General features: G+C 35.2%; 12 protein-coding genes. 5 read left to right on the forward strand and 7 right to left on the reverse strand.

Annotated elements, in window-relative coordinates; translation table 11 throughout:
* Positions 1-10: 10 nt before the first annotated feature.
* The 4 genes from dltB to uvrB form a co-directional block, all read right to left on the reverse strand.
* Entirely contained in the window at positions 11-1,270 is a 1,260-nt protein-coding gene (gene dltB / locus SPB_RS04195) for a D-alanyl-lipoteichoic acid biosynthesis protein DltB (protein ID WP_003105628.1), read from the reverse strand.
* Entirely contained in the window at positions 1,267-2,805 is a 1,539-nt protein-coding gene (dltA, locus tag SPB_RS04200) for a D-alanine--poly(phosphoribitol) ligase subunit DltA (protein ID WP_003104819.1), read from the reverse strand. Before dltA ends, dltB begins: the two co-directional genes overlap by 4 nt.
* A gap of 9 nt (positions 2,806-2,814) precedes the next feature.
* A complete protein-coding gene (locus SPB_RS04205; protein ID WP_037619614.1) occupies positions 2,815-2,949 on the reverse strand; it encodes a teichoic acid D-Ala incorporation-associated protein DltX in 135 nt (44 codons plus the stop codon).
* A 234-nt stretch (positions 2,950-3,183) separates the two neighbouring features.
* The gene (gene uvrB / locus SPB_RS04210; protein ID WP_003103061.1) at positions 3,184-5,175 is read right to left on the reverse strand and encodes an excinuclease ABC subunit UvrB; all 1,992 of its coding nucleotides are present in this window, start codon (positions 5,173-5,175) and stop codon (positions 3,184-3,186) included.
* Between the two features lie 169 nt (positions 5,176-5,344).
* Here uvrB and SPB_RS04215 point away from each other — a divergent pair, with 169 nt between their 5' ends.
* The 4 genes from SPB_RS04215 (at position 5,345) to pnuC (ending at position 10,822) form a co-directional block, all read left to right on the forward strand.
* Positions 5,345-7,519: an ABC transporter substrate-binding protein/permease gene (locus SPB_RS04215; protein ID WP_003103441.1), complete on the forward strand. Its 2,175-nt coding sequence runs from the start codon at positions 5,345-5,347 to the stop codon at positions 7,517-7,519.
* Positions 7,519-8,259 carry an amino acid ABC transporter ATP-binding protein gene (locus SPB_RS04220; RefSeq protein ID WP_003104537.1) on the forward strand — a complete coding sequence of 247 codons (741 nt, stop codon included), beginning with the start codon at positions 7,519-7,521 and terminating at the stop codon, positions 8,257-8,259. The genes SPB_RS04215 and SPB_RS04220 overlap by 1 nt, the downstream gene beginning before the upstream one ends.
* 322 nt (positions 8,260-8,581) lie before the next feature.
* Positions 8,582-10,093, forward strand: a complete 1,512-nt coding sequence (locus SPB_RS04230) for an ATP-binding cassette domain-containing protein (RefSeq protein ID WP_003103160.1) — start codon at positions 8,582-8,584, stop codon at positions 10,091-10,093.
* Positions 10,094-10,117: 24 nt separating this feature from the next.
* The gene (pnuC, locus tag SPB_RS04235) at positions 10,118-10,822 is read left to right on the forward strand and encodes a nicotinamide riboside transporter PnuC (RefSeq protein ID WP_003102691.1); all 705 of its coding nucleotides are present in this window, start codon (positions 10,118-10,120) and stop codon (positions 10,820-10,822) included.
* On the opposite strand, the gene SPB_RS11220 is transcribed toward pnuC, so the two are convergent.
* From SPB_RS11220 to SPB_RS11005, 3 genes are read right to left on the reverse strand one after another with little or no spacing between them, the layout of a single operon-like run.
* On the reverse strand, positions 10,819-10,980 hold the full coding sequence (locus SPB_RS11220) for a hypothetical protein (RefSeq protein WP_003104302.1): 162 nt from the start codon (positions 10,978-10,980) through the stop codon (positions 10,819-10,821). The two genes, pnuC and SPB_RS11220, sit on opposite strands and share 4 nt — an antisense overlap.
* 40 nt (positions 10,981-11,020) lie before the next feature.
* Positions 11,021-12,337 (reverse strand): GTPase ObgE, encoded by a 1,317-nt coding sequence (gene obgE / locus SPB_RS04245; protein ID WP_003105482.1) that lies wholly within the window; start codon positions 12,335-12,337, stop codon positions 11,021-11,023.
* A gap of 49 nt (positions 12,338-12,386) precedes the next feature.
* Positions 12,387-12,518, reverse strand: coding sequence for a DUF4044 domain-containing protein (locus tag SPB_RS11005; RefSeq protein WP_003105564.1), 132 nt, complete (start codon positions 12,516-12,518; stop codon positions 12,387-12,389).
* A gap of 180 nt (positions 12,519-12,698) precedes the next feature.
* On the opposite strand from SPB_RS11005, the gene SPB_RS04250 reads away from it, so the two are divergent.
* A complete protein-coding gene (locus SPB_RS04250) occupies positions 12,699-13,940 on the forward strand; it encodes an aminopeptidase (protein ID WP_003104768.1) in 1,242 nt (413 codons plus the stop codon).
* Positions 13,941-13,946: the final 6 nt, after the last annotated feature.

Genomic DNA, 13,946 nt, shown 5'->3' on the forward strand with positions numbered 1-13,946 from the left:
ATACCTCTTTTTATTTTGGAATAGTTGGGAACCATAGATCATTTAGAAATCCAGAGAAAATTAATAAGGAAATCATTACAATATGGAAAGTAAAAACAATGGAGAAAAGATGGAACAATTGACTTTCAAACAATGGTTTTAGGCCTTTTTTCTTACGTTTTCGGTTAATTTCTTTTTTCTTTCGAAGCCAAATATCAGTCAGAATAAGACCAATCCCGTGAAATAATCCGTAAGCAATGTAATACCAAGTAAACCCATGCCAGAATCCCATAACCAACATGTTCACAAGGTAAGCGACACTGGATGTTGTATTACGATTTTTAAAGGTCTTATTTTTAAAGAATAAATGAACTAGTCGCATAAAGACAAAATCTCTAAACCAAAATGACAAAGACATATGCCAACGATTCCAAAATTCTTTTAAATTGGGAGAAAGGAATGGCTTATTGAAGTTTTCTGGAGTTTTAATCCCCATTATATATGAGATAGCAATCGCAAACATGGAGTAACCAGCAAAATCAAAGAAGAGATTTAAACCATATCCATACATGACTCCTAAAGTTGGAAGACTGAAGAATGTACCCGTTTTTAATGCTTTAGCTTGAATAGTTGGTAGTAAGATATTACCTAAAACATAAGAAATAATAAATTTATATAAGAAGCCCAACATAATATAGTTGATAGCTTTTTCCAGCAACTTGAAATACTCATCTTGATTTGGAATAGTTTCATAATCTTCATTGAATCTACGATAGCGGTCAATAGGTCCGCTAGAGAAAGTTGGAAGGAAAATAATAAAGCGTAGGAAGGATACTAAGCTAAAATCCTCTAAGGTACCATCACGCATTTCTATAATCATTCCAATTGATTTAAAGGTTAAATAGGAAATACCTAAGAAAGAAAATAGTGATTGCCTTTCATCAAAAGCTAGAATTGGTACTACTTTTACACAAAGCAAAGAAAAAATAACCAAAAAAGTTGCTAGATAAAAGATAAAGGTTTGATTATGGTCTTTTCTATACAATTTATAGGCAAAGACACAGATAGTCTGCCAAATCATATAAAGGATAAAAGCTAACAATTGATAATAATTGTTCTCACCAAACATCAAAGCAATAAATAAGAATGAGACTAAAAGCTCATAAATTGGAAATCTTTTTCCTTTAAAAATTCCAATTACAATGGGAAGCAAAAAGAGCAACAAATATAGAAAGTACTGAGGGTTAGCATAAGGTTCCAGATAGGGAATTGATTCTAAAAACCTTATCATTGTTTATTAACCTCAGCAATCAACCCTTTAATATCAATCTTCCCATTAGGAGTCAAAGGAAGTTCTGATCTAAAGAAAAATTTAGAAGGCATCATATAGGGCATCATGTTATTTGAAACTGATTCTTTGATAGCCTTTGTCATTTCACGCTCGTTGCTGAATTGCTCCGCTACACCTTCTTTTACAATAATGAAAGCTAACAAGTTTTGAACCTTATGCTGCTGATTGTAGCGAGGAACAGCTACTGCCGCCTCAACAAATGGAGACTGATTTAACTGTTGAGAAACATCCTCTAATTCAATACGGTAACCACTATATTTGATTTGGAAATCAAGTCGCCCACCATATAAAAGGATATTATCATCTGTTAATTGTCCTAGGTCGCCTGTATGATAAGCTTGTTGATCGTTAAAGGTAAAGAAAGCTTCAGCTGTTTTTTCAGGGTTGTTTAAGTAACCTTTAGAAACCGCTGGACCTGTAACAATAATTTCCCCTTGTTTACCCGGTTCTAAAATATTTAACTCCTCATCAACAATAAAAGTTGGTGAATCTGATTTTGGATAACCAATAGGTAGTCGAGTCAGTGTTTCAGTCATTTCTTTTGTAATTTGAATAGCGGACAAAGCTACTGTTGCTTCTGTCGGACCATAAGCATTAATAATTTGAGCATTTGGAAAACGTTCAAATAATTTCTTTGCTGTCGCGACAGTCAATTCTTCTCCATCAAAATAGAAATGGGTCAGTTGCTGTAATTTTTCCTGACAAAAATCTTCACTAAGCATTGCCATATCGACAAATGACGGTGTTGACGTCCAGATTTCTATCGGCAAATTAGTAATTGTTTTGAATAATAATTTATAGTCACCTAAAATTTCCTTAGGTAAGGCAAACAAAGTTCCTCCCAGAGCCAAAGCTGGTGCCCAATGCATAACAGATAAGTCAAATGAATAGGGTGCCTGAGCTAACATCTGTGGTTTTTGATTTATATTAAAAGATTTATCTGTAATCATCCAATTGGTATAGCTAAGCAGGTTATTATGTGAAATTTGTACACCTTTAGGTTTACCAGTTGTCCCTGAAGTAAATATAATATAGTAGTTATCATCTCCTACAACACAATGATCAAGCTGGTAGCTTACTTTATTTGCTTTAATCTTATCAATTTCTGCAAAATCAATAATTGGACAAGAAATATTCTCTAGAGGAAAATCTTCAATTGCGATGATCAAGCTAGGATTAGCAACATCAATGATGTCATCTATTCTATCTATAGCTGAATGAACATCTACCGGTATATAGGCATGACCAGATTTAGTTAAACAAACAAAGGTTGCTAGCATATCATAAGACTGTGCTCCAAAGACTAAAACAGGAGACTTTTCCTCCAAATTTAAACTGTCTATATGTGAGGCAATGCTATCAGAATGTTGTTTCAATTCTGAATATGTGTTTTTCTTTCCCAAACAATCGTAAACAAAGCTGTCACCGGAGACAGATGCAAAGTGTTCTATTTGTTCAATCATATTTGTAATCATCATCTTCTCCTAAAATTCATTGTAAATAAAACTTCCTTGACCATGACCGGCATAGGCAAAAAAGTAAACTAATAGCATAAATATAAAATAATAGAGAACTATCTTACCTAAGAAAATTAGACAATCTCTCATTTTTTTGTTCATTTCTTGATTCATTCATTACCTCATTCAAGTCTAGGTACTAGAAAAATTTTACCTTAATTTAATGATTAGAGCAAGATAAAATTTATATTATTAAATAGAAAATTATTGTAATAATATGTTGAAAACAAACTGGTATAACCTTTTTTTAAAATCAGTTTTACGCTAACATCCTTAAAAATTACTTAATAAAAGAGAACAAATAAAAAAAGCTAATTTATTTTAGCTTTTTTAAGGTTAATCCATTGTTTTTAATTCAATGACAATATCACGAATTTGGGCCGCCAATTCGAAATCAAGCATTTCGGCTGCTTCATGCATTTGTTTTTGCAATTTCTTAATGGCTTCTTTACGTTCTGATTTGTTCATTGCAGTATAGTCAGGACTTGTTTCTTCTACATCAGCACCTTTGCCTTTACTGATACCAATTAAATCACGAATTTCTTTTTTAATTGTTTTTGGCGTAATGTCATGTTCTGTGTTATAGTCAATCTGGATTTGACGACGACGAGCAGTTTCATCAATAGCTTTCCGCATAGATTCAGTCATTTTATCAGCATACATAATAACATGTCCTTCGGAGTTACGAGCTGCACGACCAATAGTCTGAATCAGACCCCGTTCATTTCGTAAGAAACCTTCTTTATCAGCATCTAAAATAGCAACTAAACTTACTTCTGGAACGTCAATTCCTTCACGCAATAAGTTAATTCCAATTAAGACATCAAATACCCCTAAACGAAGATCACGAATAATCTCTGTTCGTTCTAGTGTTTTAATATCACTATGCATATACTTGACCTTAACCCCCATCTCTTTAAGATAGTCTGTTAAATCTTCTGCCATCTTTTTAGTTAAGGTTGTAATAAAGGTTCTCTCACCCTTTTCAGCTCGCGTATTAATTTCACCAAGTAAATCATCCATTTGTCCCATTGAAGGACGAATTTCGACTTCTGGATCTAACAGTCCAGTTGGACGGATAATTTGCTCAATGATTGTATCTGTCTGTTCCATCTCGTAGTCGCCTGGAGTGGCAGATACATAGACAATCTGATGAACATGACTTTCAAATTCCTCACGACGTAAAGGACGATTATCAAGCGCAGAAGGAAGTCTAAAACCATAATCTACTAGCATTTTCTTACGGGCTTGGTCACCATTGTACATCCCTTTGATTTGACCCATAGTCATGTGACTTTCATCAATCATAATCATGAAATCTTCAGGGAAAAAGTCAAGCAGGGTATAAGGCGGCTCACCAGCAGCACGACCATCCATATGACGCGAATAATTCTCGACACCATTTGTATACCCCATTTCTCGGAGCATTTCAATGTCATATTCTGTTCTTTGTTTTAATCGCTGCGCTTCTAAAAGCTTCCCTTCACTTTCAAACAACTTAAGTTGCTCTTCCAGTTCTGCTTGAATTTTTGCTATCGAGGTCTCCATGTGTTCATCATTAGTCACAAAGTGGGTGGCTGGGAAGAGCACTAGGTGGTCAACTTCGCCAAGTATCTTGCCTGTGAGACTTTCAATCTCTCTGATTCGATCAATTTCGTCCCCAAAGAATTCAACACGAAAGGCATGCTCGTCGCGAGAAGCCGGAAAGACTTCAACAACATCGCCTCGAACACGGAACCGGCCCCGTTGGAAATCAATGTCGTTGCGTTCAAATTGAATATCAACTAATTGGTTTAATAATTGATCACGTGAGATTTCTTGACCAGGTCTTAGAGAGACGGCAGAATCTGCATACTCTTTGGGTGATCCCAAACCATAAATACATGATACTGAAGCAACTACAATAACATCATTTCGTTCTAACAAAGAAGATGTGGCAGAATGGCGAAGCTTATCAATTTCATCATTGACCGAAGAATCTTTTTCAATATAGGTATCACTAGAAGGTACATAGGCTTCCGGTTGATAATAATCATAGTAAGATACAAAATACTCAACAGCATTATCAGGGAAAAACTCTTTAAATTCACCATACAATTGGCCCGCTAAAGTTTTATTATGGGCTATAACAAGCGTGGGTTTGTTCACTCTGTTTATAACTTGACTCATCGTAAAAGTCTTACCAGTACCAGTCGCACCAAGCAAAATCTGGGCCTTTTCACCACCTTCAATATTATCAACCAGCTCTTCTATAGCTTGTGGTTGATCCCCAGAAGGTTGATATTTAGAAACCAAGTGAAATGGTTTATCAATTCGTTTATCAATCATTTTTTGTCCTCTTTTTATTCCTTAGTCCTATTTTAACATAGGAAGAATAAAATGCTAATTTCTAAAACTAATTCTATCGATGTTAGGTTTTCTAACATGAGGCATCGATTTTCTTGCTATCTTCAAAATATTCTGATATAATTAACAAATATTTTAAAAGGAGACATGTATGAAGAACAAATTAAAAGTCTTTATGCTGGCAATCCTATCCACAACACTTTTGTTTGGGGGAATTGCTAGCGCTGAAACCATTAAAATCGTTTCAGACACTGCCTATGCACCATTTGAATACAAAGATTCCGATCAGGTCTATAAAGGAATTGATGTTGATATTATTAATGAAGTAGCAAAACGTCAAAATTGGGACTATAAAATGACCTATCCAGGTTTTGATGCTGCAGTAAATGCTGTTCAGTCAGGTCAAGCTGATGCTCTAATGGCCGGAACAACAATTACTGAAGAACGTCAAAAAGTGTTTAATTTTTCTGACCCATATTATGATACAAAAATAGTTATTGCAACAAAAAAAGCACATCCAATTAGTAAGTACAGTCAATTAAAAGGCAAAACAGTTGGTGTAAAAAATGGAACAGCTTCGCAAACATTTTTAGATCAAAACAAAGATAAATATGGCTTTAAGGTAAAAACTTTTGATACAGGTGATTTAATGTATAATAGCTTAGCAACAGGTTCTGTGCAAGCTGTAATGGATGATCAACCTGTCATTCAATTTGCAATTAATCAAAATCAAGATTTAGCTATAAATATGGACGGTGAAGCTATTGGTAGCTTTGGCTTCTCTATTAAAAAAGGTAGCAAATATGATTACTTGATTAATGATTTCAACACTGCTTTGAAAGAGATGAAGGCTGACGGAACTTACCAAAAGATCATGGATAAATGGCTAGGTAAAGAAGTTAGTACAACTTTAACATCTACTGGAGATGCAAATAACAAAGCAAAACCTGTTAAAGAAACATATAAAATTGTTGCCGATTCTTCATTTGCACCATTTGAATTCCAAAATGGTAAAGGCAAATACGTCGGAATCGATATGGACTTAATTAAAGCAATTGCCAAACAACAAGGATTTAAAATTGAAGTTTCAAATCCAGGATTTGATGCGGCTTTAAATGCTGTCCAATCTGGTCAAGCTGATGCAGCGATTGCTGGGATGTCTATAACTGATACTCGCAAAGAAATTTTTGATTTCTCAGATTCTTACTATACATCTAATATCTTGCTTGGTGTTAAATCAGGAAATTCTATCAAAGCTTACAAAGACTTAAAAGGAACTACTGTAGGTGCTAAAAAAGGGACTGCATCATATGATTTCCTAGACAAAATTAAGGATAAATATAATTTTAAACTAAAAGCATTTGATGAGGCTTCTTCAATGTACGATAGTTTAAATTCAGGCTCAATCAAAGCTCTAATGGATGATGAAGCTATCCTTAAGTATTCAATTCAACAAGGCCGTAAGTTTGATACACCTATTAATGGAGAACCTTCTGGAGAGTATGGTTTTGCCGTTAAAAAAGGAACTAACCCAGAACTAATAGAAATGTTTAACAATGGTCTTGCTAAACTGAAAAAAACAGGTCAATATGATAAGATTGTTAACAATTATTTAGCTTCTGAAGATGATAAAAAAATGGCTAATAAAGGTGCTGATGAGTCAACAATGAGTGGCTTAGTGTCAAATAACTATAATCAATTACTAAGTGGTCTATGGACAACTCTAAGTTTAACACTTATCTCATTTGCGATTGCCATGATAATTGGATTAATCTTTGGGATGATGGCAGTTGCTCCAAGTAAAGCATTACGTATCATTTCTTCTATATTTGTTGATGTGGTTCGTGGTGTTCCATTAATGATTGTTGCAGCATTTATTTTCTGGGGTATACCTAACCTGATTGAAAGCATGACAGGTCATCAATCACCAATTAATGATTTCTTAGCTGCTACTATTGCCCTTTCCTTAAATGGTGGTGCTTATATTGCTGAGATTGTTCGTGGTGGAATTGAGGCAGTTCCATTAGGACAAATGGAAGCCAGTCGAAGTCTTGGTATCCCTTATAAAATTACAATGCGTAAAGTTATCCTTCCTCAAGCAATTAAAGTGATGTTGCCCAACTTTATCAATCAGTTTGTTATTTCTTTAAAAGATACAACTATCGTTTCAGCAATCGGTCTAGTTGAATTATTCCAAACTGGTAAAATTATCATTGCAAGGAACTATCAATCATTCCGTATGTATGCTATTTTAGCAATCATTTACTTAATCATGATTACTTTCCTTACTAGACTTGCAAAACGTTTGGAAAAGAGGTTTAAATAATGGCAGAATTAAAAATTGATGTTCAAGATTTACATAAATATTTTGGACAAAATGAAGTATTAAAAGGAATTGATGCTAAATTCTATGAAGGGGATGTCGTTTGTATCATTGGTCCTTCTGGCTCAGGAAAATCAACTTTCCTTCGTACCCTAAACTTACTAGAATCAATTACTTCAGGTAAAGTTGTTGTAGATGGTTTTGAATTATCAGATCCACACACCAACATTGATAAAGCTCGTGAAAATATCGGTATGGTTTTCCAACATTTCAATCTTTTCCCACATATGACTGTACTTGAAAATATTATGTTTGCACCAGTTGAGCTTGGTAAAGAAACGAAAGAAGTTGCTAGACAACATGGTAAAGAACTACTAGAAAAAGTTGGTTTATCGGACAAAGCCGATGCTTATCCTGGTAGTTTATCTGGAGGTCAAAAACAACGTGTGGCAATTGCCCGTAGTTTAGCAATGAATCCAGATATTATGTTGTTTGATGAACCTACTTCTGCACTTGACCCGGAAATGGTTGGTGACGTTCTCAATGTTATGCGTGACTTAGCTGAGCAAGGCATGACTATGTTAATCGTTACCCATGAAATGGGATTTGCCCGCCAAGTAGCAAATCGTGTTATCTTTACTGACGGTGGTCAATTCCTAGAGGATGGTCGACCAGAGGATATCTTTGATAATCCAAAACATCCTCGCCTCATTGAATTTTTAGATAAAGTTCTTAATGTATAAACAAAAAAGATTGGAGGGGCGCAACGCCATTACCAATCTTTTTTGTATTATTTTGTTAATGTTTTCTAATTTAAATTTGACAGGCATTCTTTTTGATGCTATCATACAAGTAATTACAACTCGGAGGTACAAAGAGCAATGGATAACTAAAAAACTAAAAGAAGATAGCCTTATCAAGTCTTTAGTTTTTTAGTGTGCTCTATATCTCAAACTACGTCTTTTTTGGTAGTTTATTTATTTGTATCTTCTTGACTTTCTACTTGCTAGGGTAGAAAGTTTTTTCTCTTCTTTTTAATAGATTACTCACAAAAAAGGAGACTATATGCTACAAATAATAAATGTTACATTAACCCATCAAAATGATTTAAGTAAATTGACAGATAAGCTAAGCTTTACATTATCAACAGGTGAAAAATTAGGAATCATCGGTGAGGAAGGTACTGGAAAATCTAGTCTACTACAAGCTATTTATCAACCTAACTTGATTTCATCATATTTAGATATAGAAGGTCAAATTACTAACCAATTTAAAAAACTAGCCTACTTACCACAAAGTCTTGAAAAAAGTGTCCTCAACCTAAGTCCTTCAGAATTTCTTTATCAGGATTTAGATTATGATATGTTTGACTTCAATCATTTCTACCAACTTGCAAACCAACTCAACTTTAAGACTGATCATTTAGAAAATGATCAGTTGAAAATGAAGGATTTATCAGGTGGCGAACGACTCAAGCTTCAATTGATGAAGCTCTTAGCACATGGCCCTGACCTTCTTCTCTTAGATGAACCTTCGGCTGATTTGGACTTGACCTCTTCAGAATGGCTAGCGCAATTTATCAAGACAAGTCCACTGACTATTATTTTTATTTCTCATGATCAGGCTTTGTTAGAAGCTTGCGCAACAGCAATACTTCATCTTGAATTAGTCAAAAAGCGAACTGTTGCATCATATCATTTCTCAAAAACCAACTATTCCGACTATATCACAAATAGGCTAGCAGCTTTTGAGAAACAGAGTCAATTAGCCAATAAGGAAAAAGAAGAGTTTGACAAGAAGGAAGCTCGCTTTAAACGCGTCCATGAAAGGGTACAACATCAACTTGAACATACAAAAGATTCTACTGCTGGACGCTTATTAGCTAAAAAAATGAAAGCTCTTAAATCACAGGAAAGTCGGTTAGCAAAAGATCATAATCAGTTGACCAAAGCACCCCTGGAAATGGATAGTCTTAACTTATTCTTCACGGATATTCCTCGCTTGGCCAAGCAGCGAACTATCTTGCACTTGCAGGATCAAGTCTTGATTAGTGGTCAGGTCATCTCTTTCTTGGTTAAAGGACAAGACAAGGTCGTCATTACTGGTCTAAATGGAATTGGTAAAACCAAGTTATTAAAATATATCCTTGAAACCCTACAAGCTGATCCGACTTTGTCGATTGGCTATATGCCACAAAACTATGAAGAGCTTTTAAATCCTGAGCAAAGTCCCCTGGAATTTTTAGACGATTACCCTCTTGAGGATATCAAATCGATTTTGGCTAGTTTGCAATTCACGAGGGAGGAAATCAAGCATGGTTTAGGTCAGTTATCTGGTGGTCAAAGGGCTAAACTGTTTTTAGCAAAAATGGTATTAGATAAAAATAATCTATTAATTTTGGATGAACCAACTAGACATTTTTCACCGACAAGTCAACCTTTAGTTCGCCAATTATTTATGGATTATCCTGGTGCAATCATTTCTGTTTCCCATGATGCCTATTTTATTAATGAAACAGGTTTCTCTATTTTTCAATTAACTGATAATGATTTATTAGCCCAAGCTATTGACAGATAGTCTCGTCTGTGTTTGAATTAGTACATGAAAACATTACGTTATTTCACTATTACTGAATGGTCATTGTGGTTATTTTCAATCTTGGCTATTCTTAGTACATCAATCTATTTTGGTAATCAAGAGCCTTTAGCTATCTTAGCTTCAATGATCGGAATTACTTCCTTAATTTTTTCAGCCAAAGGTAATCCTATTGGTCAGGGATTAATTATTATTTTTGCTGTGATTTATGCCTACCTAGCCCTACGAAATAACTACTATAGTGAGCTGATTACCTATAGTTGTCTAACTCTACCTATGGCTGTATTTTCACTTTTGTCCTGGCTGAGTCATCCTTTCCAAGGAAAAAAGGCACAAGTTACAATCAGTCAAGTCAAAGTTAAGGATTACTATTTATTATTTCTTCTAACCGTTCTGATTACTGTCATATTCTATTATATTTTAGGAATATTTCATACACCATTTTTACTGGTTTCAACGCTTTCCATAGCGACTGCTTTTGCTGGTACCTTTCTTACTTATAAGAGAAGTCCTAATTTTGCTTTAGCTTATTGTTTAAATGATATAATCTTAATTGCCTTATGGCTGTTTGAAGCGCAATCAGATAGCAGTCATTATGCTTTAGTCATCTGCTTTGCGACATTCCTAATAAGTGATATATACACCTATATGAACTGGCTAAGAATTCACCGACTACAATTGTTGGCAATAGAAAAAAAGAATGAGCTTTAAGCTTCATTCTTTTTTTCTAGTTTTTCCCGCTCTAAACGTAAACGTCGATTGGGATTAAGTTGGTTGAAAAGTTCTTCTAGTTTTTCAGCATTCCAAACATCAGCTGCTGAAACGAAGTTGCCATCCTTATCTCTAAAAGATATGGGTTTATCTCCCATAAGAATGCTCCTTTCCTAAAACAAATAAATAGTTGCAAGATTAATCAACGAATTCAAATTCATAACTACCAATACGAACGATATCACCGTCTCTAGCACCACGTTCACGAAGTGCTTCATCGACACCCATACCACGTAATTGACGAGCAAATTTCATGATTGATTCATCACGTTCCATATTAGTCATGACAAAGAGACGCTCAAGTTTTTCACCAGATAAGATCCAAGTTGCGTCATCATCACGTGTAATGTCAAATTCCTTATCATCACCAACAAAGCCATAGTATACTTCTTCATCATCTTGGAAATCAGATTCATCGTATAATAAGAATTCATCAGTCTTAGCCAATAATTCAGAAGTAGCTTCTAAAAGATTATCCAATCCTTTTTGTGCTAATGTCGAAATTGGGTAAATTAATGGTTTTTCTTCAAATTCATCATACTCTGCATATAATTTTGCTTTGAAGTCTTCTAAATTTTCTTCTGCATCTGGCATATCCATTTTATTGGCGACAATAATCTGAGGACGTTCCATCAAACGAAGGTTATAAGTTTCAAGCTCATTATTAATTGATTTGTAGTCATCATATGGATCACGGCCTTCAGATGCAGACATATCAATGATATGCAGAATAACACGCGTTCTTTCGATGTGACGTAGGAATTGTGTCCCTAAACCAACACCTTGACTAGCTCCTTCAATTAGACCTGGTAAATCTGCCATAGCAAAACTATCGCCAGATTTTGTTCTAACCATCCCAATATTCGGTACAATTGTTGTAAAGTGGTAAGCACCAATTTTTGGTTTAGCAGCTGATACCACACTTAATAAAGTTGATTTCCCTACAGAAGGGAAGCCAACAAGACCTACATCAGCTAAAATTTTCAACTCAAGTTCCAGCTCACGTTCTTCACCTGGTTCACCATTTTCAGCGATTTCGGGTGCTGGATTACGAGGTGTCGCAAAACGAATATTACCACGACCACCACGGCCTCCTTGAGCAATTTTGAACTCTTGACCATGTTCCACTAAATCGATAATAACTTTACCTGTCTCAACATCTTTAACCGTTGTTCCCTGAGGAACATGAACGATTAAGTCTTCTGCTCCCCGACCATGCATTCCCTTAGTCATTCCTTTTTCCCCTGCTTTAGCACGGAATTTTCGGTTATAACGGAAATCCATAAGGGTTCTCAAGCCTTCATCTACTTTAAAGATGACCGAGCCACCTTTACCACCATCACCGCCCCAAGGACCGCCATTTGGTACATATTTTTCACGCCTGAAGGAGACCATTCCATCACCACCACGACCAGCATGAACACTAATCTTAGCAGTATCTAAAAACATACTCATTTAATTTTCTCTATCTTTCTTTCCTTTTAAAAAAACGCCCTACGGCGTTCTATCCCATAAATACTGATAAGGCACCCATAATTAAGCCACCTACAGTTACTAATACCATTAAGATGACAACAAACATAGTTATTTTTTCAAAACCTGTTTTCTTACGAGGTCCATTTTCTCCAAAAGCCACAATTACTACCTCTTCTATCGATATTTTTCTTTATATATCTTAACATGAATGGTATCAATTAGCAAATCAGAAGACAAGATTTAATCAGTTAGAACTTTCCTAATACTATAGGCTTTTGAGTATTGTAGTCATTTATGTTATATTAGAATAATAAAATATTATAATCATAAGGAGACCAAAATGGTTTTACCTAATTTTCAAACAAATTTAGAGAAATATGCTAATTTGTTAATTAATAAAGGTGTCAATGTCCAAAAAGGACATACGCTTTTAATTGCAATTTCTGTTGAACATCATGTTTTTGCTCGTATGCTTACTAAAAAAGCTTATGAAGCTGGTGCAGCTGAAGTTTTTGTTGATTATATCGATGATACAATTACTCGCGAAAAATTAATCAATGCAGACTATGAACGCTTAGTAAATGTTCCTGATTTTGTTGTTGAAAAATCCAATTATCTATTAGGAAAAAATACGAGCCGGTTGTTTGTCCGTTCATCAGATCCAAATGCTTTTTCTGGAGTTGATTCTGAACGCTTATCAGCTTCGACTAAAGCAACTGCCATTGCCTTAGAAAAACAACGTGCTGCGTCACAAGCCAATAAATTCAGCTGGAACCTAGTTTCCGCTTCAAGTCCTGAATGGGCTAAAATGGTCTTTCCTGACTTAGCTACTGAAGAAGAGCAAGTTGATGCACTTTGGGATGCTATCTTTAAGATGAACCGTATCTATGAAGAAGATCCAATTAAAGCATGGGACTTACATCAAGAAAAATTAGTAGCAAAAGCAACTATCCTTAATGATTACCAATTTGATGCCTTACATTATATGGCTCCAGGAACAGATTTAACACTAGGTATGCCTGAAAACCATCTTTGGGAAGCTGCTGGAAGTGTTAATGCGCAAGGCGAAGAATTCATTGCTAATATGCCAACTGAGGAAGTTTTCTCGGCTCCTGACTATCGTCGTGCAGATGGCTATGTTTCATCAACTAAACCATTGTCATATGCTGGTGTCGTAATCGAAGATATGAAATTCACCTTCAAAGATGGCCAAATTGTTGATGTTACTGCAAAAAAAGGAGAAGAAACAATCAAACGTTTGGTTGAAGAAAATGATGGGGCACGCGCCCTTGGTGAGGTTGCCCTCGTTCCTCACAAAACACCAATTTCATTATCAGGTTTAACATTCTTTAATACATTATTCGATGAAAATGCTTCTAACCATTTAGCAATCGGCGCAGCCTACGCATTTAGCTTAAAAGGTGGAACAGAAATGAACAACGAAGAACTGAAAGCCGCTGGATTGAATCGTTCAACTGCCCACGTTGACTTCATGATTGGTTCAGAAAAAATGGACATCGATGGTATTACTAAAGATGGTCAAGTTATTCCAATCTTCCGTGGTGGAGAATGGGCAATTTAATTCATT

This window comes from Streptococcus parauberis NCFD 2020 (assembly GCF_000187935.1).
GTDB lineage: Bacteria > Bacillota > Bacilli > Lactobacillales > Streptococcaceae > Streptococcus > Streptococcus parauberis.